This window comes from Roseateles sp. So40a (assembly GCF_048081605.1).
Taxonomy (GTDB): domain Bacteria; phylum Pseudomonadota; class Gammaproteobacteria; order Burkholderiales; family Burkholderiaceae_C; genus Roseateles.
This window is the reverse complement of sequence record NZ_CP182288.1, coordinates 2,080,031-2,105,475: the sequence shown is the minus strand read 5'-3', so window position 1 is coordinate 2,105,475 and position 25,445 is coordinate 2,080,031. Positions and strand designations below refer to the sequence as shown.

Genomic DNA, 25,445 nt, shown 5'->3' with positions numbered 1-25,445 from the left:
ATGAACTTCCTGGGCCGCGGCTGGAGCTTCCCCCCGCGTTTCGACGCCGACCGCCGCGCGGTCATGGTCTCCGGGGTCGAGGACATCGAGGAGAGCCTGCGCATCCTGATGCGCACGCGCCGCGGGGAACGCGTCATGCAGCACGCCTACGGCACGCGGCTGCACCAGATGGTCTTCGAGGTCATCAACGACCAGACGCTGACCGAGCTGCGCCTGATGCTGGAGCAGGCCATCGTGCACTTCGAGCCGCGCATCGAGCTCGAGCAGCTGGACATCCGCGTCTCGCCCGATGAGCTGAGCCGTGGCGTGGGGATGCTGCTGCTGCGCCTGGACTACGTCGTGCGCACGACCAACACGCGCCACAACATGGTCTACCCGCTGTACCTGGACCAGGCGACCCACCCGGTCCTGGCCGGCTGAACGCGCGACGGTCATGCATCCGGGCGCTCAACAGGACCAACGACTGCCATCGGCGCTGGTGCCGGGCTACGCGCGCCCGGATGAGCTGCGCGTGGCCGACCGGCTCGTGCAGGTGCTGACGCTGGCGCGGCAACTGCGCTTCGTCGACGCGCAGGGCCGCGTGATCGGCCGCTGGGGCGACGCGCTGGCGCAGGACGGCGCGATGCTGCTGGCCGAGCTGTCCACGCTGCCGGTGGCGGACTGGCAGGCCCGGTTGCGCGAGGGCGGCCCCGGCGAGGATCCGAGCCTGCGCGAGAGCTGCCTGCGTCTGGCGCGCCGGGTGGAGCGATGGCACCAGGCCTTGCAGGACCAGGCCGAGGCGCGCCCCGCCGACGACCTCTGTTTCCGGCCGGTCGCGCACTGGCTCGGCGAGGTGCTGCGCACGCAGCTCGGATCGCCGCCGCGGGACGATCGTCTCTACTGGCTGGCCTTGTGCCGGGTGCTGCTGCGGCTGCGCGAGCTCGCGGCGCAGCGCCTGGCGGGCGAGCTCGACGGCGGCCGCCACGATCCGTCCACCGGCCTGCTGCTGGCCTGGACCCAGCTGCTGCAGCTGAGCCGCGCGCCGCTGAACGCCTTCGACGAGCGGCTGGTCGACCATTACTACGCCGACCGCCTCGCGCTGCCGCGCCTGGGCGCGGGTCCGCAGCGCGTGTGGCTGGTGCTGGAGGCCGCCCCGCTGCTGGCCGAGCCCGTGCCGATCGATCCGTCGCAGCGCTTCGTCGCGGCGCTGCCGCGCGGCAGCCGCAGCTTCGTCATCGAGCAGGCCCCAACGCTGCAGCCGCTGCAGGTCGCGCGGCTGCTGACGCTGCGGCAGTTGCGCGACCCGTTGATCTCGCCGCAGCGCGAGTACGGCTACGCCAGCGCGATCGTCGCCACCGACGTCGCGGCGCCGACGCCCGAGGCCGCGGCCGAGACGCGCGCCGCGAGCTGGCCCGCGCTGGGCGGGGGCGTGCTCGCGTCGCCGGCGCGGCTCGGCCTGGCGATCGCCTCCCCGATGCTGCTGCTGCGCGAGGGAACGCGCCATGTGCGCCTGACGCTGGAGATCGCCGGACCCGACCTGCCGGCACCGCCCGCACGGTCTTCGCATGGCACCGACGACGATCACGGCCACCCCGACCACGACGCCGAGCGCTTCTTCCTCCCCTTCGCCGCCGCCGCGCGCTTCGAGGCGCACGCCCAGGCAGCTTCCGGACAGCCCGAACCCGGCCCGCGCGAGCCGGCCGAGCGTCTCTTCGCGCGCGTGCGCCGCCTGTGTCCGTCGCTGGCCTCGCAACCGTGGCTCGCCTGTCTCTGGGCACGCTGCCTGGCCAGCGCCGATGCCGAGGTGATGTCCCGGCGCCTGGGCCGGCTGCTCGCGGTCTGGCTGTGCGGCACCGCCGAGGACCTCGATCCCGACGCGCTCGCGCTGCTGCGCCGCCACGCCCGGCGCGTCTTCTCGCGCGCCGGGCAGCAGCCCTCGCCTGTCGACGTCGATGACCCGCTGGCGATGCTCTACAGCGATCGGCCGCTGGAGCGCTCGCTGATGCTCAATCGCGTCTTCCACGATGCCTGGCGGGTGCGCGCCAGCGGCGACGCCGGCTGGCTGGACCTGGGCGCGGCGCTGGTGGCCTCGCCCGCCGGGGGCGCGCCGGGCCTGCAGCTTCGCCTGTTGATCGGCGCGGACCAGCCCGCGCTGGGCGTCGCCAAGGCGGCGATCCATGGACCGGGCTGGCCGGACCAGCCGGTGATGCAGCTGTTGCTCGAGGGCCGCAGCCGTCTGTTCCCGGCCAGCCTGATGCAGCAGCTGGCCCTGGCCGCGGTGCAGGTGGAGGTCGACGTGCAGGGCCTGCGCTCGGTGCAGTTGAACAACCAGCTCGGCCAGCTCGATCCGAGCAAGCCCTTCCTGCCCTTCGGTCCCCTGCCCGACACCAGCGCCTATCTGCAGTTCAGCCATGTGGAGCTGATGCGCAAGCCGCTGACGCGGCTGCGCGCGCGCATGCGCCATGCGTCGCTGCCGTCGGCCGGCCTGGCCGCGCAGTACGACGCCTACCCCGACGGCCCCTGGACGCCCGAGGTCTTCCGCCTCCGCTCGGAGCTGCTGCGCGACGGCCGCTGGCAGGACGCGGACCAGCCGCCGATGGCGCTGTTCCCCTCGACCACGGCCGGCCAGGCGGACGCGGACCAGACGCTCGAGTTGTCCTCGCCGGGCTGGCTGCGGCTGCACGCGCCGCAGCCCGAGGCCACCGGCGCCGACTACTCGCTGCGCAGCCGTCAGGGCTTCTTCCGCCTGCGCCTGGACGGGCCGCGCACGGGCTTCGGGCACAGCCTGTATCCGCGCGTGCTGGCCGAGCGGATGACGGCCAACAGCCGCCGCAAGGACCCGCTGCCCGTGCCGCTGCCACCCTACACGCCGGTGCTGGAATTCCTGCGCGTGGACTACGCGGCGCGCGCGCGCGTGCTGCCGCGCCCGGGGTCGGCGGAGTCCGCGTCGGACCGGCTCTTCCACTTGACGCCCTTCGGTGCGCGGGCGCTGCACGCGCTGCCGGGCCGACATCCGGTGACGGTCCTGCCTGCCGAGCCGGCCGAGGGCCAGCTGCTGATCGGGATGTCCGGCCAGCCGCCCTCGGGCACGCTGAGCCTGCTCTTCCTGCTGCGCGCCGAGGCGGCCGTGGAGGCCCTCGGCCGCGCGGGTCCTGCACTGCGCTGGCAGGCCTGGTGCGACGGCGACTGGCGCACGCTGGAGCCACACCGCGTGTTGCTCGACGCCACCGACGGGCTGTTGCGCAGCGGGCTCGTCCTGCTGGACCTGCCCGGCGGCATGAGCGCCGACCATCCCGCGCTCCCGCCCGGCCTGTTCTGGCTGAGGCTGCTGGGCGACGCCGCGCGGGCCGGCGCCCTGGACCTGCTCGCGGCCGTCAAGGGCGTGTGGGTCAACGGCGTCGCGGTGCGGCTGGAGGGGCCGCCGCGCGACGAGGTCCTGCCGCCCGGGAGCATCCGCGCGGCGCAGACCCCGGTGCCCGGGCTCGCGGCGATCCGCCAGCCCTGGCCCTCGCTGCCTCAGCGTGTGGCCGAGGACCGCGACGCCTGGAAGCAGCGCGTGGCCGAGCGGCTGCGCCATCGCGATCGCGCGGTCACGCCCGGCGACGTCGAGCGGCTCGTGCTGCAGGCCTTCCCCGGCGTCTTCAAGGTCAAGTGCCTGCCGCGATCGTCGCGATCGTCGGGTCAGGCCGAGACCGGCAGCGTGCGCACCGCGAGTCCCGCTCCGGACGAGCGCGTCGTGGTGGTGGTCGTGCCCGCGCTGCCGCCCGGCCATGAGGTCGACGGCACCGAGGCGCCCCGCCTGGACGCCGCGACGCTGCGCCGCGTGCATCGCTTCCTGCTGCCGCGCCTGGCGCCGGGGCACACGCTGCTGGTGCGCAACGCCACCTACGACCGCATCCAGGTGCGCTGCACGCTGCGCCTGGCCGACGGTGAACCCGCCGGCCGCCGGCTGCGCGAGTTCAACCAGGCGCTGCGCGATTTCCTGTCGCCGTGGCGGCCCGGCGGGCTCACCGCGCGCTTCGACTGGCGGCTGCGCGCCGAGGAGGTCGAGGCCTACCTGCGCGCCCTGCCCGGTGTCGACGCCGTGGGCCGCGTCTCGCTGCTGCAGGTGACGCGCGACGACGCGGGGCTGTACCGCTTCGGCGACTCGGCGCGCGGAGACCGGGCCCTGCGCCCGCGCGCGCCGTGGAGCCTGGCGCTGCCCACGCGCGGCCATCTGCTCGATCTCGCCGAGGATCCCGGCGGCCGGCCCGCCGTCAGCGGCCTGTCGCAGCTCAGCGTCGGCGGCAGCTTCATCATCGGGCGGGCCGTCGCATGAAGACCGTCAACCGCGAGACCCTCAAGAACTACTTCCGCGACGGGCAGATGCCGTCGCAGCGGCACTTCGAGGCCCTCATCGATTCCATGCTCAACATGAACGACGAGGGCTTCCGCAAGACCGTCGAGCATGGCGAGCAGCTCTACGCGCCCATCGGCCACGACGCGCTGATGAGCTTCTTCCGCGATCAGCAGCCCGATGCCGCGCTGTGGCAGTTGCGGCTGGGCACGGTCAATGACCAGCTGCAGTTCCACGCCACGGGGGCACCGAGTGCGCCGGGTGCAGCGGGTGTATCCGGTGCATCGGCTGCAGCGCGCGCGGACGCGGCCGCGGACGGGGCGCGCGTGCCGGTGATGACGCTGGACGCGTCGCGCAAGGTCGGCCTGGGGACGCTGGAACCGTGCGCGCGGCTGGACGTGCGCGGCGTTGCCGCGTCGCAAGGCCGCCTGGGGACCTTCCCGATCGATGCCACGCTCGCCGCCAAGCTCAAGGCCGACGGCGAATGGCATGACCTGACGCCGCCGCTCACGGGCTGCCAGGGCTTCGAGGTGATGGCCGGCGCGGGCGGCGCCAAGGGCAGCGGACATTTCGGGCTGGTCCATGCGATCGCGCTGAGCACCTACAACCCGATGCCGAGCTGGTTCCCCGGCCGCGGCAGCCGGCGTGGCATCCGCCAGACGCAGGCCTGGTGGGGCCGGCGTTGCGACAAGGTCGAGCTGCGCTGGTTCGGCAAGCAGGGCCGCGACCAGAGCTACTGGCTGCAGGTCCGCAGCGCGTGCAAGTTCGGCGACGACGTCCCGCTGCGCGTGCAGCTCAGCCGGCTGTGGTTCTGGCCCGAGATGCAGGCCGACACCGATCCGCGCGATGGCACCTGGGGGGTGGATCCATGAACGCGCCCCTCACCATCGCGCGACGCACCGCGCCCGATCCGCTGGGCTTCGACGCGCTGCGCGCGCTGGCGATCGAACGCGCCCAGGCCGCCAGCGGCGAGCTGTGGACCGACTACAACCTGCATGACCCGGGCGTCAGCATGCTGGAGGCGCTGTGCTTCGCGCTGACCGAGGACGTCTTCGCGTCGCGCCAGCCGGTGCCGACGCTGCTCGGGCTGGACGAGCGCTCGCCACGCGCGGCGTGGGAGCGGCTGGGCCTGCACACGCGCGACGCGGTGCTGCCGTGCCGCCCGGTGAGCGAGGCCGATTGGCGCCTGTGGCTGGGCCATGCGCTGCCCGGCACGCGCCAGCTCGCGATGAACGCGCTCAAGGACTGGCGCGGCCGCGCCACGGGTCTGTGGCGGATGACGCTGCAGGCCGGCACCGACCGGCCCGATGACGACCGCCGATTGCGCGAGCGCGCGTTGCGGGTCTTCCACGCGACGCGGGCGCTGGGCGAGGACCTCGCCGAGCCGCCGCGGCTGCTCGCGCCGCGCTGGGTGCGGCTGGAGCTGCACCTGAGCGTGGCGACCGAGCAGGACCTGGGCGACGTGCTGACCGAGGTGCTGCGCCGCTGCGACGCGGGCGTGTCGCGGCGCGTGCAGACGCCGCTCGACGGTCAGGACGATCCCGATCCGCCGCCCGGTCTCACCGACGATCCCGACCTGCCGGGCGGTCCGATGGGCCGGCCGACGACCCGCGCCGAGCGCCGCTGGCTGGCCGAGGACGACGACTTCCTCTACGCCAGCGACCTGGGCCGCCTGCTGCAGGACGTGCCCGGCGTGGCGAGCGTCGAGGGCCTGTGGCTGCGCGCGGTCGATCCCGACGACGATCGCCCCGAGGACACCACCGCGCCACCGGGCAGCGTCGCCCGTCGCGGCCGGGACTGGGCGCTGCGCCTGCGCTGGCCGTCGACGCCACAGGAGCTGCGCGGCTGGGTGATCCGCCGCGACGGGCTGCGCGTGCAGCTGACCGAGGACGCGTTGCTGGCGCAGCTCGCGCTTCAACGGCGCGCCGATCACGCGCGCGACACGGCCCTGCAAGGCGCCCAGTCATCGGATCTCAGCGCCGCCGCCACCGCGGGCGTGGGCATGGGCATCGGCACTGCCACCGCTGCCAGCGTGATGGCGCCACCGCCGCTGCCCGCTCGTCGCGACGGGCACCTGGCGGCGGTCAGCGCGCTGCCGCCGCTGTATGACGAGGCCCTGCGGCTGCGCGAGGCCACGCAACCCGGGCTGCGCCACCAGTGGCTCGGTTACGCGGCGCTGCTGGAGGTCGGGCTCAACCAGGCGCAGCAGCAGCGCGAGCAACTGCCGCGGCTCTTCGCGCTCGATGATCCGGAGCTCCGCAGCTACTGGCACGAGTGGCCGGGCAACGCGCAGCTGGCCGACATCGAGTCGCTGTACCTCGTCGATCGGCGACAGGCCCAGGACGACGCCTCGCTGGACGCGGACCGGCTCGGCCGTCGCCATCGCTTTCTCGACTTCCAGCTGGCGCTGCATGGCGAGGCGCTCGACCAGACGGTGCTCGACGGCCTGCCGCGTTACCACGCGCCGGACGCGTGGCCGCGCCACCTCCTCCTGCTCAAGCGCGACTTCATGCGGCGCGTGATCCGGCTGGGGCGCGACCGCGGCGCCGGGGCCGACCTCAGCCGTCCGCTGCTGGGCGAGCGCGACAACACGCCGCCGCTGCAGGAACGGCTCGGGCTGATGCTGGGTCTGGCCAGGACGGAAAGCCGGGCGCTCACGCGCGTGCTGGCGATGCTGCAAGCGGCGGGATTGCGCTTCGAGCGCGAGCGGCTTCATCGACCGCCCGCGCGCCGGCGCGGCGAGACCTCCTCATCGAGGCATGGACACGGGCCAGGGCCAGGGCAAGGGCAAGCTGCAGCCGCCGCGCCGACATCACCGCTGCTCGATCCGTCCGAGCCGAGATTGCCGAACGCGCAGGTGCACTGGGGCACGCTGGCGCGGCGGCTGAAGTCCTGGGCCGACGCGCATCACGAGACCGCGGTGCCCCTGGCGATGCTGCGCGCGGCGGTGGATCCGTCCCGGTTCCGCCACGATCCGGACACGGGTCAGCTGCGACTCGCCGCCGACACGGAGCGCGACTGGGTGCTCGCCGAGGCGCTCGCTCCCGACGCCGCGCGGCGCTTCGCCCGCGAGTTCCACGCCGCCGCCTGCCTGATGCAGGCCGACGGCGAGGGCCTGCATCTGGTGGAACACCTGCTGCTGCGACCGATGGCCACGCCCCCCACGCCCGCCACGGGCAGCGCCACCGAGCCGCTCGCGGCGGACCAGCGCGTCAGCGTCGTGATGGCGGGTTGGACGGCGCGCGGCCAGGACCGGCGCTTCCGCCAGATCGCCGCGCAGGCGCTGGAGCGCGAGGCGCCCGTCCATCTGCGCTGCACGCTGGTCTGGCTCGACGCGCCGGACATGCTGGCCTTCGAGGCGCTGTGGCAGGCCTGGCTGAAGCGGCGACTGGCGTATGAGCAAGGGCTGCTCAGCGGAGACGCGGCATCGCTGATCGAGCCGCTGGACGACGCGGCGTCGGTGCTCAGCCGCTGGCTGCGGCGCTGGCATGCACGGCAACGACCTCGGCATGCCTCGCGCGCGGCAGGGGCCTCTTCATGAACGCGCCGCTTGTCCTGCCCCAGGTCCATCGCATCGAGACGATGCGTCTGGAGCTCGACCACCGCAACGAGCGCGAGGCCCGGCGCGGCTTCGAGCTGCACGATCGCCTGATGGTGTTCCTGCGCCATGAGGGCCTCGCCGCGATCGAGGCGGCCTTCGACGGCGTCTGCCCGCCGGGACAGGTCTGGGTGCTGCCCCGCCTGACGCTGGACCTGGGCGTGGTGGAGGCCCGGCAGGACGAGCGGCTGTGGCTCGACCGGCTGACTCGGACGCTGCGCCGCGAACTAGAGCGCGCCACGCCGACGATGGAGACGGGAACGACGACAACAAGCGGCTCACCCGTGAGGCCCCTGCCCATCGAGCACCGCGACGGCGAGCGGCACGAGGTCGACCAGTTCCTGCATTACCTGCGCCACGGCCAACTGCCCTGGGGCGTGAACCTGGGCGGGCGGCGCGCGTTGTCGCTGTGGCTGGCGCGCCTGGCCCAACGCCAGGGCGCGGCGCTGTGGCGAGCGTTGTCGCAGGATCGCGCGCGAGACCGGCTGCTCGCGCGCCTGTCGCGGATCGCGCCGCACGACGGCTTGCAAGCGCTGATCGCGCAGCGCGACCCTCGTCTGGCGACCACGTTGACGCGCCTGGATGACGAGGTGCTGATCCCCTTGCAGGGTCGCGGCCGGCTCAGCGCCTATCAACGCGGGCAACTGCAGCAGGCGCTGCGCGTCGCCGCGCTCGAGGGGCTGTGGGCCGCGCGCGGGACGGCGTCCACCGGGTCCGCAGGCCTGGGCGGCCGGGGACGCCGGTCCCTGATCGCGCGATGGCGGCGGCTGCTCGCCGACGCGCTGGGCGGACGCTGGCGTGAGGACCTCGCCGCCCTGGCCGGCGCGACGGGATCGCCGAGCGACGACCGCTTCCCGATGGATCTTGCCGACGAGGTGCCGGGCGCATCGCCGGGCACATCATCGGCAGGCACATTGACAGGCACATCGCCGGACGCCGCCTCGGCCTCGCCGGGACGCACCTGGGAGCAGGCGCTGATCCAGCTGCAGGCCCTGCTGCGCGAGCGCCGGCCCGGTCAGGGGGAGCGGCTGCGGCATCTGCTGACGCAGCTCGCCGCCTCGCACCCGATGCTGCTGCGCCACCGCCTGCGCGCATGGGCGATGCAACGACGCGAGCGCCGCACCTGGTCGCTCACGCTGCCGCCGGCGAGCCTGGCGCTGCTGCTCGAGGCGATGAGCCCTCGGCCGTTGCCCGCGCTCGCCGGCTCGGCGGGCCAGCACTGGGCGGAGTCCTTGCGCCAGACCGCGTTGCGGCTGGAGCGCGAGGCGCCGGCGGGGCAACGCCTTGGCGTGAGCCGCCTGATGGCGCTGCTGATGCAGGCCAGCCTGCGCCACTTCGCCGAGGGGCGGCGGGCGCCGGACCAGCACGCGGGCTGGCTCGCCCTGTGGCGGCGGGCGAGCGTGGACGCCCGACGCTGGGAAGCGACGCCGGCCGCCTCGACTGCCGCCTCGGCCGCCGCCTCACGCGCCAAGGCCGCGGCCGAGGACAACCCGCCGCAGCCCCGCCCTCGCCGTCGCGAGGCCGGCGACGCGACCGGCGACGCCTTGCTCCACCTGGAGCGCGAATGCCGCGAGGGCCGCTGGCGCTGGCCGCAGCGGCTGCGCCTGGCGCGCCTGCTGGAGACCGCGCAGGGTTGCGAGCGTTGGCTGCAGTTGCTGACCGAGGACCGCCGCTGGTCGATGCTGCAGGCGCAGTTCGGCGCCGTCACCGGCCCGTTGCGTCAACGCGCCGGGCGGCTGCAGGGCTGGCTGCGCGGCCTGGTGCGCGAGCCCGCCGCCGCGCTCGCCGAGCATTGGCGCCGCCTGTGCCGACACCTGTTCATCCGCGGTCTGAGCCCGGACGCGGCCTCGCTGCGCCGCCATTACCTGGAGGATGCACTGCCGGACGACGAGCCTGACGACGCGGGCGAGGTCGACGAGATGGACAAGCCCGATCAGCGCGATGAAGCCGGCCACCGGCTCGCCGCGTCTGCTGTCGCCCGGCTAGACCCATCCGCGCGCCCTGATCGACCTGATCGAACTGATCGACCTGCGCGCCCCGTCCGGTCCGATGGCCGGCCCGAACCGGTCTGGGTCGACGACGCGGGCCAGGTCCTGCTCGCCGCCTATGCCGAGCGCCTGTTCAAGCATCTGCAACTGGTGCGCGACGGCCAGTTCATCGACGACGCCGCGCGGGCGACCGCGGTGCAGTGCCTGCAGACGCTGTGCCACGGACGCGAACCGGCCCCGCCCGACGACAGCTGCACCGTCCTGTCGCGCCTGCTGTGCGGCGTCGCCGCGGACACGGTGCTGCCCGCCCCCGCGCCCTTCGACGAGGAGCGCCACACGCTGCTCGATCAGCTGCTGGGCGCGGTGATCGCGCACTGGTCGGCGCTGGGGCGGACCTCGGTGGCCGGACTGCGCGAGAGCTTCCTGCAGCGCCAGGGCCGGCTGCAGCAGGAGCGCGTGCCTGCGGGCGAGCCGCCGCGCTGGCGCCTGCGCGTGCAGCCGCGCGGCTTCGACGTGCTGCTGGACCGGATGCCGTGGAGCTTCCACACGATCCGCCTGCCCTGGATGCAAGGAGCGCTGCATGTGGACTGGCGCTGAAATCGCTGAGGCCGCAGAAGCCGCCGAGAACGCGCACACGCGCGCGCTGCGCCTGGAGCTGGACTGGTTCGCCCGCGCGCTGGACCGGCGGCTCGCCGGGCACTTCCGCGCCGAGGAGCCTGCCCAGGAAGGGGCCGATGCGCGCGTCCACGAGCGCCCCGACGACGACGTGCTGTCCGACGCGCCGGACCTGCCCGAGGACAGCGAGCTGCGCCGCTGGGTGGATCGCTTCGCGCTGACCGCGGCGCAGCGCGTGGTGCTCGCGCTGGCGCTGGCGACGCATCTGCGCCCCGCGGCGCTGGACCTCCTCTTCATGCGCAATCAGCATCTGGACCGCGGCTTCACCGAGTTCGGTGGCGTCAAGGCGTATGCGCACGGCGGCTTCCTGCCCACCGGGGAGACCGCGGCCTTCCTCGTCGCCGGCGAGTCGCTGCCCGCGCGCATCGCGCTGCTGGCCTGGCTGGACGGCGCGCATCCGCTGGCCGAGGCCGGTTATCTGCGCGTGGACAGTCCGCCGCCGGGCGAGCCGCGCCTGGCCGGGCTGCTGCTGCTCAGCGACGAGGCGCTGCAGCGCCTGTGCACCGGCGACGCCGACAAGCCCGACCACAGCCTGCAGTTCCCCGCGCGCCGCATCACCAGCCCGCTGACCTGGGACGACCTGGTGCTGACGCCGGAGGTGATGGACGAGGTGGAGCAGATCCGCGCGTGGATGCGCGACGGCGGCCGGCTGATGCGCGACTGGGGTCTGGCGCGGGCGCTCAAGCCCGGTTACCGCGCGCTGTTCCACGGACCGCCGGGCACCGGCAAGACGTTGACGGCGACGCTGATCGGGCAGTCGGCCGGGGCGGACGTCTACCGGATCGACCTGTCGATGGTGGTGTCCAAGTACATCGGCGAGACCGAGAAGAACCTCGCGCGCGTCTTCGACCAGGCGCAGAACCGGCACTGGGTGCTGTTCTTCGACGAGGCCGACGCGCTGTTCGGCAAGCGCGGCGCGGCGCAGAGCGCCAACGATCACCACGCCAACCAGGAGATCGCCTACCTGCTGCAGCGCATCGAGGACTTCCCCGGCATCGTGATCCTGGCCAGCAACCTGCGCGGCAACCTGGACGAGGCCTTCTCGCGGCGCTTCCAGTCGATGGTGCATTTCCCGCTGCCCGACGCCGAGCAGCGGCTGCGCCTGTGGCGCGGCATGCTCGACGAGCGGCACTGGAGCGCGGACGTGGACCTCGCCGTGACGGCGCAGCGCTACGCGTTGTCCGGCGGCGCGATCGCCAACGTGATCCGCCACGCGGCGCTGGCCAGCCTGCGCCGCGGCCGGGACCGGATCTCGCCGGCCGAGCTGCGCGCCGGCATCGCCCGCGAGCTGGGCAAGGAAGGGAGAACGCTGTGAGCCCTCATGCCCCGCCGCTGCGGCGTCCCGCCGCGCTCGCGATCGCGATCGCGCTGGTCGCCTCGCTCTGCGCGACCGCCTTCGCTGCCGTCACCACAACGCCGCTGCGCGCACCCGCGGCAACCGTCCTCACGCCAGTGCCGCAGGCCTCTGCAGTGCCCCCTGCGTCCGCGCCGGCCGCTTGCCCGGTCTCGGCGGCGTCCTCGCTGCCAGGATCGGGCTCGGGCGCTGCCGGCGCCTGCGGCTCGGCCTGCTGCGCGGCCGACGCGCCGCTGCGGCTCGCACGGGCGCCGGAGCCCTTGCCCGCGGCGCGCCGTGGTCAGGCCTATTCGCAATGGATCGCGGTCGAGGGCGGCCGACCCCCGTATCAATTCACCTTGCTGGAGGGCGCTCTGCCCGACGGGCTGATGCTCGGCGCGCGCGGGCTCGTGTCGGGCGTGCCGGAGCAGGTCCAGCTGAGCCGCTTCACCGTGGCCGTGCAGGACCAGGCAGGCGTGCGTCTGCGCCAGACCTTCGACCTGCGCGTGCGGGCGGTCGAGGCCGCCAAGCCGCCCACTCCAGCCAAACCCGCTTCAGCGCCCGCATCGGCCGCCTCGTCCGCGCTCAGCCGGCTCACGACCCTGGACGCCGTCAGCGATCCGCACGCGCAGCGCGAGCCCTCGGTGACGACCTACCAGCTGCCGGAGCAGGCGCTCAAGGCGCTGGGCGACGAGGCGGCCCGCAACGCCGCGGTGGACGCGGGCACCGATCCGCCCATCGTCGAGCCGCCGGATCCCGCGGCGTCGGCGCCGCCGCCGCTGCCGGCGGTGCCGCCTGATCTGAACTGGAGCAAGCCGCAGCAGGCGCAGCTGATGGTGGCGCTGGCCCCACTCCAGACGCAGGAGTTTCCGTCGCGCGATCTCTTCCTGGCCGCTGTCCGCATGCGCGTGTGCGCGCACATGGGCCGGGTGATCGCCGACGAGGCGCGCCGACGCAAGCAGACGGCGCAGGATCCGGAGGCCTTCCTCGCGTCCTGCACGGCGACCGCCGCCACGCGCGTCCCCGCTCCCTCGAACCCCTCGCCCCCTTCGACCCTCAAGGCGCGGCGCGCGGATCAAGAGAGGCAGGAGCAGCTGGCCGCGGAGGCCGCGGCGGCGTATGCCGCGGCGGCGTCGGCGGCGGCCTCGGGCGAGCTGCCGGTGGCGTCGGTGCGCACCTGGCTGCTGCCGCCGGGGCTGGAACCCTGGCTGGCGGATGCCGCCAAACGCGAGCGGCCGCTGCTGCCCGCCAAGCCGCTGGACTGGACCGGCAGCGCGGGCTGCGGTTGCGCCGCCGATCACGGCGAGCACGGCGACCAGCCGATCTACGCCTTCTATCCGACGTGGATGAACGACGTCCAGCCGCAGGCGATGAACTTCGGGCTGATCAACCGGATGAGCGTCTTCGCGTTGCCGCTGGGCAGCGACATCGCGCTGCCGCAGGGATGGTCGAGCTCCACCGAGCAGACCGCCTTCGCGCGCGCCGCCCGCCGACACGGCACCCGGCTGGACGTCGGGCTGTATGGCAATGACTGGCGCTTCCTGCAGCTGCCCACCGCGGAGCAATGGCCCACGGTGCGGCAGCAGCTGCCGCGCCAGCTGGCGGCGCGCACGCGCCAGATCCTCGACACGCCGCTGCCCGGCTGGTGGGAGGACGTCAAGGCGTGGATGCCGTTCTTCGCCGAGCGCCAGTACCTGGGCGACGGCGTGACGATCGTGATCGAGGAACCGCCCGCGGCCGGCGAGGCCGCCGCGCGCTTCGCCGAGTTCTATCCCGCCTTCGTCCGCGCGCTGGCCGAGGAGATGGGGCGGCATCGCCGCCGGACCTACACGATCAACCTCGTGGTGACCCTGCCCATGCTGCAGGACCATCCGAGCTTCGGCGTGCCCGCGCTGTTCGAGCTGCTCAAGGCGGTAGAGCAGCCCACGGTGGTCAACGGGCGCATCGTCGCCACGCAGTCGGACTACCAGCGCGGCAGCAACGTCGAGCTGCGCGTGCTGGTGCTGATGCCCGAGCCCACGGCGCTGTCCAAGAAGCTGCTGCGCCAGCTCGCCGAGGACAGTGCGGCGCTGCACGGCACGGACCGGCGGATCTTCCTGCGCAGCCTGATCCCCGTGCTGCAGCTGCCCTCGCCGGACGCGCAGCAGTTCCAGGACGACATGGTCTACGCGCAGGACAACTTCGGCGGCCTCGGCTTCTGGCCGGCGCCGCTGGACGACAAGATGCTCGACGCGCCCAAGCTGGCGGCGCTGGGCAACGTCTTCGGGCCAGGGGCGGAGCCGGGTCAGCTGTCCTCGCTGTGCAATTGGGTTTGCCCCAACCGCTGGGGGCTGCGGCTGCTGCTGGAGCTGCTGGTCCTGGCCGGGATCGCGGTGTGGGTCGCACTGCAGCTGAACTGCGAATGGCGGCGGCGATTCGGACGCGTGGCGCTGCTGGCGGGGCTGCCGCCGCTGCTGGTGGCCTTCGCGCTCACGGCCTGCGACCCCGCGATGGCCTTCCTGCGCAACGGCATCGCGCTGATGGGCCTGCTGGTGGCCGCGATGGTGGTGTTCCTCGTCAGGACCCTGCTCAAGCGCAAGGTGGAGAAGCCATGAAGCGACACGACACCAAGGAGGCGGCCGGGGATCGTCAACCGGCAGCCGCATCGGCTGTCTCATCCGCTGCGATGCCAGAGACCGCGACGGCGCCGCCAGACAGCGCGCGGATGGTCCGCCAGGCCGCGCAGTTGAAGCGCTTGCGAGGCGGCGAGCCGGCGTCGGAGGCGTCGCATGCCGCGACCTCGGCGGAAGCAGCTCCTGAGCGCGGCGGCCTGCCGGCGCAATTGCGCGCGGGGCTGGAAGCGATGTCGGGTCAGGACCTCGGAGACGTGCGCGTGCATTACGGGTCGTCCAAGCCGGCGCAGCTGGAGGCGCATGCGTACGCGCAAGGGCGCGACATCCACCTCGCGCCGGGTCAGGAGCAGCACCTGCCGCACGAGGCCTGGCATGTGGTGCAGCAGGCGCAGGGCCGGGTGAAGCCGACCACGACGATGGGCGGTGGCGTGCCGGTCAACGACCACGTCTCGCTCGAGCGCGAAGCCGACGTGATGGGCACGCGGGCGATGAGCGCGGCGCCGGTGCAGCGCAAGTCCCGGATCGACCTCGATCACGACAAGACGAAGGGAAAGAAGGACGAGATCGCCAAGAAGATCGAAGACCTCAAGGCGGCCAAGCGGGAAGCCAAACGGGTCAAGACCGCGAACTGGGTCAAGGACGACGGTAGCGGTCAACCCAACACCTATCCCACCTCCCGTGACACGACCTTCAACACGGACATCGCGGGCATCCGGCAGAAGTACGAGTTGGCGATCAAGGCCTTGGCCGAGTCCTACGGCGCCTCCGATGCGCTCAAGAGCGGCTCGGCGTATTACGGCACCGAGCTGGCGGAAACGCCCGGCGTCTTCAAGCGTCCGGACAACAACAAGGAGTACGTGCAGGACCGCCGCGGCACCTTCGTGTCGCGCTACGTGCGACGCGAGCTGAACCGCCGGGACGACATCAACAAGCCCGGGGGCCTGACGCCCACCGGCTACGGCACCTACGGCGATCTGGTCAACCACAAGGACGCTCTGCTGCCCGGCGGCACCACGGCCACCGACGCGCTGAGCTGGAACCACCGCGAGTACCTCCAGCAAAGCATGGGCGGCGGAGGCAACCAGTTCGCGTTCAGCCACACGTCCACGAAGCGGCCGATCCTCAGCAACGATCACGAGACCTTTGGAGAGCACAACGGCGCGGTGTTGGTGGACCTGGCGCAGCTGCCCAAGGACAGCTTCGGCGCTCAGTGGCAGATCAATCCCACCGACGGACACAAGGAACCCTTGGCGCCCGGCAAGCTGCCGCCGGTGACGAGGTGGGACAGCACCAAGACCGACAAACAGGCGGAAAAGGTCGCCATGAGCGGCTACCGCAACATGGAAATCGTCGCGCACAACGTGTCCAAGGCATCGATGGTCCATCACTGGGCCGGGCCGGAGGGCAAGAAATCCGTCTATGACGACGGGCGTTCCGCCCGGGGCCAGTTGATGGTGGACAAGCGACGAGAACTCGAGACGCCCAAGCCCGTCGTCGTGGAACCGAAAAAGGGGGACGGAGCGGACAACACCGACTGACCGCCCCGTCCGATTACCTAAGTCACCCTCCCGAGGCGCCCCCCCTGGCTATCCTTTCCACCGGTCAAGAAGGACAAGCCAGATGCTCACGCCTCGTTCGGGACACCAGGGAATCATCCGCGCCGCGTTCGCGCTGGGCGCGTTGGGGCTATTTGGAGGCCTGCTCGCGGGATGCTCCTCCATGGACAAGCTCAATCCGTTCTCCAGCTCGGTCAAGCCGACCGAGGTGCGCGGCACCATCACGGCCTCGGCCCAGCTCAACCCCAGCGTCAACAAGCGCCCCTCGCCGCTGCTGGTGCGCGTCTATGAGCTGAAATCGGCCAACGCCTTCAACTCGGCGGACTTCGTCAGCCTGTACCAGAAGGACCAGGCCGAGCTCGGCACCGAGCTCGTCGCCCGCGAGGAGATGACGCTGCAGCCCGGCGAATCCCGCACCATCGCCAAGAAGACCCTGTCGCCCGAGACGCGTTTCATCGCCGTCTTCGGCGCCTATCGCGATCTGGAACACGCGCGCTGGCGCGCGGTGACGCCGGTGGCCGTCGGCAAGAAGCAGGAGATCGTCATCCAGGCCGACGAGCTGTCGGTCAGCGCCTCGGTCAAGCAACCGTGAGCTGGCACAGCAAGGTCATCTGGTCGCAGGGCATGTTCCTGCTGCCCCACCATTTCCAGCAGGAAACCCGCTACCTCGAGCACCTCGTCGACAGCCGTGCCCGCGCCCTCGCCCCCCACGGCTGGGGCTTCACCGAGCTCGTCCTCGACGAGGCGCTGATGAGCGTGGGCCGGCTGGGCATCGTGCGCGCCAGCGGCATCCTGCCCGACGGCACCCCCTTCCAGATCCCGCAGGCCGACGCCGCCATGGCGCCGCTGGAAGTCCCGGCGGACCTGAAGGGCGACCTCGTCGTGCTGGCCGCCCCGATCGCGCGCCCCGGCACCGACCAGGTCGCGTTCAACGGCGTCGATGCCGGCGAACTGCACCGCTACCACGTCGTCGACCAGGACCTGCGCGACCAGACCAGCGCCGGCGACGAACCCGAACCCGTGCAGACCGGCGCGCTCACGCTGCGCCTGCTGCCCGCGCGCGAGCTCAACGACGCCTACGCCGCGCTGGGCGTGGCCCGCATCGCCGAGCGCCGCGCCGACCAGCAGCTCGTGCTGGACCGCAGCTACATCCCGCCGCAGACCCGCATCGACGCCAGCAGCCACCTCTCGGCGATGGCGTCGCTGCTGCACGGCCTGGTGCGCCAGCGCGCGCAGCTGCTGTCCTCGCGCATGGGGCAGATGGGCAATGGCGTCTCGGAGCTGGCCGACTTCCTGATGCTGCAGGCGCTCAACCGAGCCGATCCGCTGTTCCGCCAGCACGCCGCGTCGCCGCACGTCCACCCCGAGGTGCTGCACCGCGACTGCCTGCAACTGGCCGGCGACCTGGCGACCTTCGTCAGCGACTCCCGGCTCGCGTCCGAATACCCGCTGTACCGCCACGATGACCTGCGCGGCAGCTTCGCGCCGCTGCTCGAGGACCTGCGCCGCATGCTCAGCGTGGTGCTGGAGCGCAACGCGCTGCAGATCGACCTGACCGAGCGCACCCACGGCGTGCGCACCGCCGTCGTGCCCGACGCCGACCTGCTGCGCAGCGCGAGCTTCGTCATCGCCGTCAACGCGCAGGTGGCCGCCGAGCAGTTGCGTCAGCGCTTCCCGGCGCAATCCAAGCTCGGCCCGGTGGACCGCATCCGCGACCTGGTGAACCTGCAGCTGCCCGGCATCGGCCTGCGCGCGCTGCCGGTCGCGCCGCGTCAGCTGCCCTTCCACGCGGGATTCCATTACTTCGAGCTGGACCGCGGCGGCGAGCTCTGGAAGCAGCTCGAACGCAGCGGCAGCTTGGCGCTGCACGTGGCGGGCGACTTCCCCGGCCTGGAGCTCGAGCTCTGGGCGATCCGGCAGTAGCCGCCCCGCCCACCGATACAAGCGACGCTGGCCCGCACGCGCCACTCGACGACCCCACACCAGTAACCCCCGGGAGCCGGCATGGACCCCTCCGCGCTCAACGATCCGTTCGCAGGCTTCGACGATCAGCGCACCTTCATCAAGCCCCGTCCGGGCGGCGCGCAGGCGCCGCGCGGCACGCCCGCGCCCGATTCGGTGCAGCCCGACGCCGCCCCGCCGGCCGCCGGGCTCAACCCGCTGCTGACGCTGGCCAACCCGCTGCTGCTGCTCGTGCCGCAGCTGCGCGCGACGCGCCGCGTGGACGACGTCGCCGTGCTGCGCAACAACCTCGCGCAAGGCATCCGTGACTTCGCCGCGCGCGCCGCGGCCGCGGGCATCCCGCCCGAGCGCGTGATGGCCACCCGCTACGTGCTCTGCACGATGATCGACGAGGCCTGCGCCGACACCCCCTGGGGCGGCTCGGGCGTCTGGGCGCGGCACAGCCTGCTGTCGATGTTCCACAACGAGACCTGGGGCGGCGAGAAGGTCTTCCAGCTGATGGCGCGCCTGGCCGAGAAACCCGACGCCAACCGCGACCTGCTGGAGCTGATCTACGCCGCGCTGACGCTGGGCTTCGCTGGGCGTTACCGCGTCATCGACAACGGCCCCGCGCAGCTCGAGGCCGTGCGCGATCGCCTCGCTCAGATCCTCAAGCAGCAGCGCGGCGACTATCCCGCCGCGCTGGCGCAGCACTGGCAGGTCGAGGCCGTCAGCCAGCGCCGCCACATCGGCTGGCTGCCGCTGGCCGCCACCGCCGCGCTGACCGCGCTGGTGCTGGTGGGCGTGTACCTGTCGCTGACGCTGTCGCTGGCGGAGCGCTCCGATCCGGTCTTCGGCCAGATCCAGTCGCTGCGGCTGTCGCCGCCCGTGGTGGCACCGCCGCCGCCACCGGCCAAGCCGCGGCTGGCGCAGTTCCTGCAGTCCGACATCAAGGCCGGCCTGGTGGCCGTGCGCGACGAGGTCGACCGCAGCGTCGTGACCATCCGCGGCGACGGGCTCTTCGCGCCGGCCAGCGCGACGATCGTGCCGGAGCGCGAGGCGCTCATGAGCCGCATCGCCGATGCGCTGACGCAGGTGCAGGGCTCGGTGCTGGTGACGGGTCACAGCGACTCGACGCCGATCCGCACCGCGCGCTATCCGTCCAACTGGCATCTGTCGGAGGAACGCGCCAACACCGTGCGCGAGCTGCTCGTGGCGCGCCGCGTCGCGCCTGAGCGCATCCGCGCCGAGGGACGCGCCGATGCCGAGCCCGTCGCGGCCAACGACACCCCCGCCAACCGCGCGCTGAACCGGCGCGTCGAGGTCAGTCTGATGATCAACGGCCGCGCCGCGGATGCGCCGGCCCGCGGAGCTTCCCGATGAAACGCGTGCTGGGATGGATCTTCAACCGCTGGGTGCTGCTGGCGGTCCTGGTGCTGGCGGTGGCGCTGCTGATCTGGATCGTCGGCCCGCTGGTGGCCATCGGCGAGGCACGTCCGCTGGACACGGCGCGCTCGCGCTGGATCACGATCGGCGTGCTGGTGCTCATCGTGGCGCTGTGCATCGCCTGGAACCGCTGGCGCGCCAAGCGCGGCAACACGGCCGTGGTGAACCAGCTGCTGCAGCAACCCGCGGCGGATGTGCCCGAGCGCGAGAGCGCCGACATGCTCGCCGTGCGCGAGCGCTTCCGCCAGGCGCTGCAGATGCTGCAGCGCTCGCGTTTCGGCGCGGAGGGCTCGGCCGGATTCGGCGCGAAGCTGCGCTCGCGATTCGGCGGCCGTTATCTGTATGAGCTGCCCTGGTACCTGATCATCGGCGCGCCGGGCTCGGGCAAGACGACCGCGCTGCGCCACAGCGGGCTGAACTTCCCGCTCGCGGACCAGATGGGCGATCACGCGATCCGCGGCGTCGGCGGCACGCGGCATTGCGACTGGTGGTTCACCGATCGCGCCGTGCTGATCGACACCGCCGGGCGCTTCACCACGCAGGACAGCGATCCCGACAACGACAAGGCGACCTGGAGCGGCTTCCTGCAGATGCTGCGCCGCTCGCGGCCGCGCCAGCCGATCAACGGCGCGCTGGTGACGGTGTCGGTGACGGATCTGCTCGCGCGCAGCCCCGCGGAACGCGCCCAGCACGCCGCCACGGTGCGCGCGCGGGTGCAGGAGCTGCAGAAGGACCTGGACATCCGCTTCCCGGTCTACCTGCTGGTGACCAAGGCCGACCTGCTGTCGGGCTTCATGGACTACTTCGCGACGGTGGACAAGGACCAGCGCGCCGCGCCCTGGGGCTTCACCTTCCCGCGCCAGTCCAGCGAGCCGCTGGCCGGTTTCGGTGCCGAGTTCGACGCGCTGGAGCAGCGCCTGCAGAACGGCCTGATCGACCGCCTGCAGGCCGAGCGCGACCCGCAACGCCGCGCGCGGATCTACGGCTTCCCGGCGCAGTTCGCGAGCCTGCGCGGCCTGCTGGCCGAGTTCGCCGAGGGCGTCTTCGCGCCCTCCCCCTACGAGGCGCAAGCGCAACTGCGCGGCGTGTACTTTGTCAGCGGCACGCAGGAAGGCACGCCGATCGACCGGGTGCTGGGCTCGGTGGCGCGCAGCTACCAGATCGAGAACGCGGTGCTCGCGCCCAACCAGGCCAGCGGCCGCAGCTACTTCCTGAACCGGCTGCTGGGCGAGGTCGTCTTCGCCGAAGCCGGCCTGGGCGGCACGCACCGCGGCTGGGAGCGCCGCCGCAATGCGCTGGCGCTGGCCGGTTACGCGGCGGTCGCCATCGCGGGCATCGGGCTGATCACCGCTTGGACAGTGAGCTACTTCAACAACCGCAAGTACCTCGAGGAAACCTCCGCCCGCGCCGATCACGTGCGTGAGCTGCTGCAGGCCACGCCGAATCGCGCGTCGGCGGACCTGCTGCCCATCCTGCCCGCGCTGCAGGCCACGCGCGCGCTGGCCGCGGTGGACGAGGACGTGTCGTGGACGCACCGCATGGGACTGTTCCAGGGCAAGAAGCTGGACAGCGCCGCGCGCGCGTCCTACGAGCGCATGCTCGGCGACGCGGTGCTGCCGCGGCTGGTGCTGCGCATCGAGGAGCAGCTGCGCCAGGGCGCGGCCACGCCGGTCACGCTGTACGAGGCGCTCAAGGCCTACGTGATGCTGCATGACCCGCAGCACTTCGACGCCAAGGCGCTCAAGCAGCACATCGAGAGCGACTGGGAGACCACGCGCCGCGAGCTCACGCCCGAGCAGCGCGAGGCACTCGGCGCGCACCTGGACGCGTTGCTGTCGCAGGGCGGCATCGCCTCGCCGCTGCCCGAGGACGCCTCGCTGCTGACGGCGGTGCGCACGCAGCTCGCGACGCAGCCGCTGCCGCAGCGCATCTACAACCGGCTGCGCGCGCAGGGCCTGGGCACCGAGTATCCGGACTTCACCGTCGCGCGCGCCGGCGGACACAACGCGCCGCTGCTGTTCACGCGCACCAACGGCGCGCCGCTGACGCAGGGCGTGCCGGGCTTCTTCACGCGCGACGCCTACCTGCGCGGCTTCCAGCCGCGGGTGGGCCAGGTGACGGATGAGCTGTCGGCCGAGGAACCCTGGGTGCTGGGCGTGGCCGCCGCGCCGAAGAACCCGCAGGAGATGGTGCGCGCCAACGCGCCGCTGGTGGACGACGTGCGCCGGCTCTACCTGAACGACTACGCCGCGGCGTGGGAGGCCTTCCTCAACAGCGTGAAGCTGCTGCCGATGGCCACGGTGCCGCAGTCGGTGGAGCGCTCGCGGATGCTGTCCGCGCCGGACAGCCCGCTGGGTCCGTTCCTGCGCGCGGCCTCGCGTGAGACGACGCTGGCGCAGCCTGGCAACGCGATCGAGAACGCCGAGCGCCGCGCCGCGGACCTGGTGCAGCAGACGCGTGAGAAGGTCGCGGGCATGTTATCCGGCAGGCCCGGCCAGCCGGCGACGAACGACCCCAACGCGCCGCGCATCGAGAACATCGTCGATGAGCGCTTCGTCGCGCTGCGCAGCATGGTCACCGCGCCGCAGGGCGGCGGCAAGGCGCCTCTGGACGAGACGGTCGGGCTGATCGCCGAGGCCAACATCATGCTGACGGCGGCGGATTCGGCGCTCAAGGGCGGCAGCGCCCCGCCGCCCTCGCCGGTGCCCACGCGGCTGAAGGCGGCCGCGGCGATGAGCCCCGAGCCGCTGCGCACGATGCTCGACGACCTGGGGAGCAGCAGCGCGCGGGTGTCGCAGGGCGCGATGCGGCAGAACCTGGGCATGGAGGTGCGCTCGCAGGTCGGCGAGTTCTGCAACCAGGCCGTGGCCGGGCGTTATCCGCTGGACCGCAACTCGTCGCGCGACGCGACGCAGGCGGACTTCGCGATGCTGTTCGGACCGGGCGGCAAGATCGACCAGCTGTTCCAGAGCAAGCTCGCGCCCTACGTGGACACGACGACGCGGCCGTGGAAATTCCGCGCCGTCGAGGGCACGCCGCTGGGCGGCGACGTCGGCACGCTGCCGCAGTTCCAGCGCGCGCAGGCGATCAAGGAGACCTTCTTCCCGGGCAGCAACACGCCGTCGCTGCGGCTGGACTTCAAGCCGATCGAGATGGACACGTCCATCCAGCAGTTCATCCTGGACGTGGACGGCCAGATCGTGCGCTACAGCCACGGACCGCAGATCCCGACCTCGGTGCAATGGCCGGGTCCTCGCGGCAGCTCGCAGGTGCGGGTGCAGCTGAGCCCGGCGAGCACGAGCGGATCGAGCGGCATGGTCAATGACGGACCGTGGGCGCTGTTCCGGCTGTTCGACCGGGTGAAGATCGAGAAGACCAACGCGCCGGAGCGCTTCAAGGCCACGTTCGAGATCGAGGGCCGCAAGGCGGTCTTCGAGGTGACGGCCAGCAGCGTCCGCAATCCCTTCCGGCTGCCGGAGCTCAACGAGTTCCGTTGCCCGGGCGGGCTGTGACCCCCATCAGGAGAACCCCCGAGATGAGCGCGCTGCCCGAAGCCCTGAACACGTCCGGCGATGGCACGCCGGGTTGGTACGGCAAGGTCGCCGCGCTGGGCGATTTCGCGCAGCGCCGGCTGCCGCCGCATTGCGTGCGGCATTGCGACACCTGGCTGTCCGGGATGATGCAGGACCTGCCCAAGGTGCTGGGCCCACGCTGGCTCGACACCTACCTGACCGCCCCGGTGCTGCGCTTCGCGTGGGCGCCGGGCGTGGTCGACATGAAGTGGTGGTTCGGCGTGCTGATGGCCAGCTGCGACAACGTCGGGCGCTACTTCCCGCTGGTGATCGCGCAGCCGCGCGCGCAGCCGCCGGTAGACCGGGCCGGGCTCGACCACCTGGACCGTTGGTACACGGTGCTGGCCAACGCGGCGATGCGCACGCTGGACGACACCGCGACGGTGGACAGCCTGGAGCACGCGCTCGCGAGCGCGCCCCCGTGGCCGACCAGCCACGCGGCGCTGCTGCCCGCGCCGGAGAACGCGGTGCAGTGGGTGAGCTACACCGCGTCGGCGAGCCTGCTCACGTCGGCGGTGCCGATGCTGGCGGCGGGCGAGCTGATGGAGCGCCTCGCGGGTTGCACCGTGTGGTCGCCCAACCCCGAGCCGGGACAGCAGGTCCACATGCGATGGGGTCCGGGGCTGCCCTACGTCGAGGCGTTCGCGGCGCTGCTGACGAAGCAGACGCCTTGAGGGGTCCGGAGCACCTGGGGGTGCCCCGGTGCGTCCTCAGGCCTTGAAGCGTCGCGCCGCGAAGCGCGCGAGCATGGCCACGACGATCAACGCGGCGATGTCGCCGGCGATCATCAGCGTGCCCGGGCCGCCGCGATGGGCGATGTCGGCAGCCTGACCGAGATGGCTCGCGCCCAGGCCGTGGGCCTCGACGAGGCTCATGGCGGTGAGCCAGGTGGCGGTCGCCGCGATGGCGATCGCGGCGGTCACGGCCACGTTGGCCTTCAGATAACTCTTCCTCCGCGGGGGTGCGGGCGGCGGGGCCTCGAGGGTCGCCGGTGCCGGATCTCTGCGCATGTCCTTGTCCTCCTGATGCGTGAGGACGGTTTGTAGGCGCGCGAGTGGATCAACGGGGTCGGCGTGTCCTGAGCTGCGGATGGCGGCGGCGAACGGGGGATGAGCGTGATCGGATGGGCGCGTGGATCAGCGCGTGGATCAGCGCGTCGATCAGCGCGTGGATGGTCGTCACCACCGCATCATCGGCAGCGGATTCCAGGGCTTGCGCAGGAACTCGGCGCCGGTGCGCCTGAGCAGGCCGACATGGAAGCCGCGATCAGGCAGCCGGCGCTGGATCTCGCGGATGTGCGCGTGAGGGATGCCGAAAGTGATGAGGCCGAGCGACACATCGACGGTGTCGGCGCGGCGCCATTGATCGACGATCGCGGCCCACGGGCCGGCGCGGAACGGCCGCAGCTTGTGATGCTGGACGATCAGATCGTGAACGAGCTCGGGGTCGACATCGTCCAGGCCTTCGGCCTCGATGAAGCTTCGTGCGAGCCGGCTAGAGGGGTCGAGGTAGTCGAAGGTGCCGTCGACCCAGATGCCGAGGTCGTGAAAGGCGGCGGCGATGGGCAGCGCGGGCGAGCCGTCGAAAGTCGCCGGTCCCAGCGCGTTGAAGCAGTTGACGACGCGATAGACGTGATGGCGATAACCGTCGAAGTCCGTGCCGAGCGCTTCTCGATGCGAAGCCAGGATCCGATCGACGAGCGCGTGTTCGGTGACGATCGGAGGCATCGAGCGGGACCTTTCTCCAGCGATGGCGGAGATCTTCTGGTAGCGGGGCGAGTCTGTCCACGCACCGAAGAGAGAGGCATGGGCTGCGCGGACGGGAGAGGCGCATCGACCTCGCCGTCACCGTTGCCGCCACGTCTTCGGCGACACTGCGCGCCATCCCATGAACGACCCGCACCTGACCGATTTCACGCTGGACGAGGTCACCGTCCTGAAGCGCCATCCGCGCACGCGGTATCAGCCGCCGTCGACGGACTTCTCCTTGCGAGCCGCAGGCCAGGTGGTTCACCTCGTGCAGATCGCGGGGTTGCCGCACCTCGAAGCCGGCCACACGATCACCGCGCTGTGCCGCACGCCCGGTCAGCTGCAGAGCGTCGTCGGTTGGCAGAACCAGACGACCGGCGAGGTGGCGCTGCCGACCGCCGAGCGGCAATCACTGCTGGCGGTCCTGCTGCCGGTGATCTGCGTGCTCACCTGGCTCCGTCCGGATCCGGACGCGCTGCCTGGACTTCGATGGCTGGAGCTGCTGGGCACGGGCATCGCGATGCTCTGGACGCTGGGGCTCGTTCGATTCTGCTGGCGCGTGCGACGCGAGCGCGCCCTGCTTCGTTCGGTCCCCAACCGCAGGCTGATGTCAGACGTGGGCAAGCGCGAGCCGCTCTGATCGACTGTCGAGCTCACGAGC

The 25,445-nt window shown here is 72.4% G+C and carries 16 protein-coding genes; 14 read left to right on the top strand and 2 right to left on the bottom strand.

All coding sequences use genetic code 11. The features are described 5' to 3' along the window. The 13 genes from ACNI65_RS09705 to tagF all read left to right on the top strand — a co-directional run bounded on the left by ACNI65_RS09705 (window position 1) and on the right by tagF (window position 23,710). The gene (locus tag ACNI65_RS09705; protein WP_416762657.1) at window positions 1-420 is read left to right on the top strand and encodes a GPW/gp25 family protein; all 420 of its coding nucleotides are present in this window, start codon (window positions 1-3) and stop codon (window positions 418-420) included. A gap of 13 nt (window positions 421-433) precedes the next feature. Further along, window positions 434-4,297 (top strand): hypothetical protein, encoded by a 3,864-nt coding sequence (locus ACNI65_RS09700; protein ID WP_416762656.1) that lies wholly within the window; start codon window positions 434-436, stop codon window positions 4,295-4,297. Beyond that, window positions 4,294-5,187 carry a hypothetical protein gene (locus ACNI65_RS09695; RefSeq protein WP_416762655.1) on the top strand — a complete coding sequence of 298 codons (894 nt, stop codon included), beginning with the start codon at window positions 4,294-4,296 and terminating at the stop codon, window positions 5,185-5,187. Before ACNI65_RS09700 ends, ACNI65_RS09695 begins: the two co-directional genes overlap by 4 nt. Further along, the gene (locus ACNI65_RS09690) at window positions 5,184-7,856 is read left to right on the top strand and encodes a hypothetical protein (protein WP_416762654.1); all 2,673 of its coding nucleotides are present in this window, start codon (window positions 5,184-5,186) and stop codon (window positions 7,854-7,856) included. Before ACNI65_RS09695 ends, ACNI65_RS09690 begins: the two co-directional genes overlap by 4 nt. Continuing rightward, window positions 7,853-10,498, top strand: a complete 2,646-nt coding sequence (locus ACNI65_RS09685) for a contractile injection system tape measure protein (RefSeq protein WP_416762653.1) — start codon at window positions 7,853-7,855, stop codon at window positions 10,496-10,498. The genes ACNI65_RS09690 and ACNI65_RS09685 overlap by 4 nt, the downstream gene beginning before the upstream one ends. Continuing rightward, a complete protein-coding gene (locus tag ACNI65_RS09680; RefSeq protein WP_416762652.1) occupies window positions 10,482-11,891 on the top strand; it encodes an ATP-binding protein in 1,410 nt (469 codons plus the stop codon). The genes ACNI65_RS09685 and ACNI65_RS09680 overlap by 17 nt, the downstream gene beginning before the upstream one ends. Next, window positions 11,888-14,503 (top strand): Ig domain-containing protein, encoded by a 2,616-nt coding sequence (locus ACNI65_RS09675; RefSeq protein ID WP_416762651.1) that lies wholly within the window; start codon window positions 11,888-11,890, stop codon window positions 14,501-14,503. The genes ACNI65_RS09680 and ACNI65_RS09675 overlap by 4 nt, the downstream gene beginning before the upstream one ends. Then, window positions 14,500-16,059 carry a DUF4157 domain-containing protein gene (locus ACNI65_RS09670; RefSeq protein ID WP_416762650.1) on the top strand — a complete coding sequence of 520 codons (1,560 nt, stop codon included), beginning with the start codon at window positions 14,500-14,502 and terminating at the stop codon, window positions 16,057-16,059. Before ACNI65_RS09675 ends, ACNI65_RS09670 begins: the two co-directional genes overlap by 4 nt. Before the next feature lie 82 nt (window positions 16,060-16,141). Next, complete coding sequence (gene tssJ, locus ACNI65_RS09665) at window positions 16,142-16,669, top strand: type VI secretion system lipoprotein TssJ (protein ID WP_416762649.1); 528 nt, start codon at window positions 16,142-16,144, stop codon at window positions 16,667-16,669. Further along, a complete protein-coding gene (gene tssK, locus ACNI65_RS09660) occupies window positions 16,666-18,000 on the top strand; it encodes a type VI secretion system baseplate subunit TssK (RefSeq protein ID WP_416762648.1) in 1,335 nt (444 codons plus the stop codon). The genes tssJ and tssK overlap by 4 nt, the downstream gene beginning before the upstream one ends. 81 nt (window positions 18,001-18,081) lie before the next feature. After that, a complete protein-coding gene (locus ACNI65_RS09655) occupies window positions 18,082-19,401 on the top strand; it encodes a DotU family type VI secretion system protein (RefSeq protein ID WP_416762647.1) in 1,320 nt (439 codons plus the stop codon). Next, window positions 19,398-22,976, top strand: a complete 3,579-nt coding sequence (gene tssM, locus ACNI65_RS09650) for a type VI secretion system membrane subunit TssM (protein WP_416762645.1) — start codon at window positions 19,398-19,400, stop codon at window positions 22,974-22,976. Before ACNI65_RS09655 ends, tssM begins: the two co-directional genes overlap by 4 nt. A gap of 23 nt (window positions 22,977-22,999) precedes the next feature. After that, window positions 23,000-23,710: a type VI secretion system-associated protein TagF gene (tagF, locus tag ACNI65_RS09645; RefSeq protein ID WP_416762644.1), complete on the top strand. Its 711-nt coding sequence runs from the start codon at window positions 23,000-23,002 to the stop codon at window positions 23,708-23,710. A 36-nt stretch (window positions 23,711-23,746) separates the two neighbouring features. Here the strand turns inward: tagF and ACNI65_RS09640 are convergent, their stop codons facing one another. Then, the gene (locus tag ACNI65_RS09640; protein WP_416762643.1) at window positions 23,747-24,046 is read right to left on the bottom strand and encodes a hypothetical protein; all 300 of its coding nucleotides are present in this window, start codon (window positions 24,044-24,046) and stop codon (window positions 23,747-23,749) included. Window positions 24,047-24,214: 168 nt separating this feature from the next. Continuing rightward, the gene (locus ACNI65_RS09635) at window positions 24,215-24,763 is read right to left on the bottom strand and encodes a hypothetical protein (RefSeq protein ID WP_416762642.1); all 549 of its coding nucleotides are present in this window, start codon (window positions 24,761-24,763) and stop codon (window positions 24,215-24,217) included. A gap of 160 nt (window positions 24,764-24,923) precedes the next feature. Between ACNI65_RS09635 and ACNI65_RS09630 the strand changes: the two genes are divergently transcribed. Further along, window positions 24,924-25,424, top strand: coding sequence for a hypothetical protein (locus tag ACNI65_RS09630; RefSeq protein WP_416762641.1), 501 nt, complete (start codon window positions 24,924-24,926; stop codon window positions 25,422-25,424). The last annotated feature ends 21 nt before the right edge of the window (window positions 25,425-25,445 follow it).

Excerpts from the sequence above, each read along its gene's own strand:
- ACNI65_RS09705 (WP_416762657.1), top strand. The coding sequence starts at position 1 with ATGAACTTCCTGGGCCGCGGCTGGAGCTTCCCCCCGCGTTTCGACGCC.
- ACNI65_RS09700 (WP_416762656.1), top strand. The coding sequence starts at position 434 with ATGCATCCGGGCGCTCAACAGGACCAACGACTGCCATCGGCGCTGGTG.
- ACNI65_RS09695 (WP_416762655.1), top strand. The coding sequence starts at position 4,294 with ATGAAGACCGTCAACCGCGAGACCCTCAAGAACTACTTCCGCGACGGG.
- ACNI65_RS09690 (WP_416762654.1), top strand. The coding sequence starts at position 5,184 with ATGAACGCGCCCCTCACCATCGCGCGACGCACCGCGCCCGATCCGCTG.
- ACNI65_RS09685 (WP_416762653.1), top strand. The coding sequence starts at position 7,853 with ATGAACGCGCCGCTTGTCCTGCCCCAGGTCCATCGCATCGAGACGATG.
- ACNI65_RS09680 (WP_416762652.1), top strand. The coding sequence starts at position 10,482 with ATGTGGACTGGCGCTGAAATCGCTGAGGCCGCAGAAGCCGCCGAGAAC.
- ACNI65_RS09670 (WP_416762650.1), top strand. The coding sequence starts at position 14,500 with ATGAAGCGACACGACACCAAGGAGGCGGCCGGGGATCGTCAACCGGCA.
- tssJ (WP_416762649.1), top strand. The coding sequence starts at position 16,142 with ATGCTCACGCCTCGTTCGGGACACCAGGGAATCATCCGCGCCGCGTTC.
- ACNI65_RS09655 (WP_416762647.1), top strand. The coding sequence starts at position 18,082 with ATGGACCCCTCCGCGCTCAACGATCCGTTCGCAGGCTTCGACGATCAG.
- tssM (WP_416762645.1), top strand. The coding sequence starts at position 19,398 with ATGAAACGCGTGCTGGGATGGATCTTCAACCGCTGGGTGCTGCTGGCG.
- tagF (WP_416762644.1), top strand. The coding sequence starts at position 23,000 with ATGAGCGCGCTGCCCGAAGCCCTGAACACGTCCGGCGATGGCACGCCG.
- ACNI65_RS09640 (WP_416762643.1), bottom strand. The coding sequence starts at position 24,046 with ATGCGCAGAGATCCGGCACCGGCGACCCTCGAGGCCCCGCCGCCCGCA.
- ACNI65_RS09635 (WP_416762642.1), bottom strand. The coding sequence starts at position 24,763 with ATGCCTCCGATCGTCACCGAACACGCGCTCGTCGATCGGATCCTGGCT.
- ACNI65_RS09630 (WP_416762641.1), top strand. The coding sequence starts at position 24,924 with ATGAACGACCCGCACCTGACCGATTTCACGCTGGACGAGGTCACCGTC.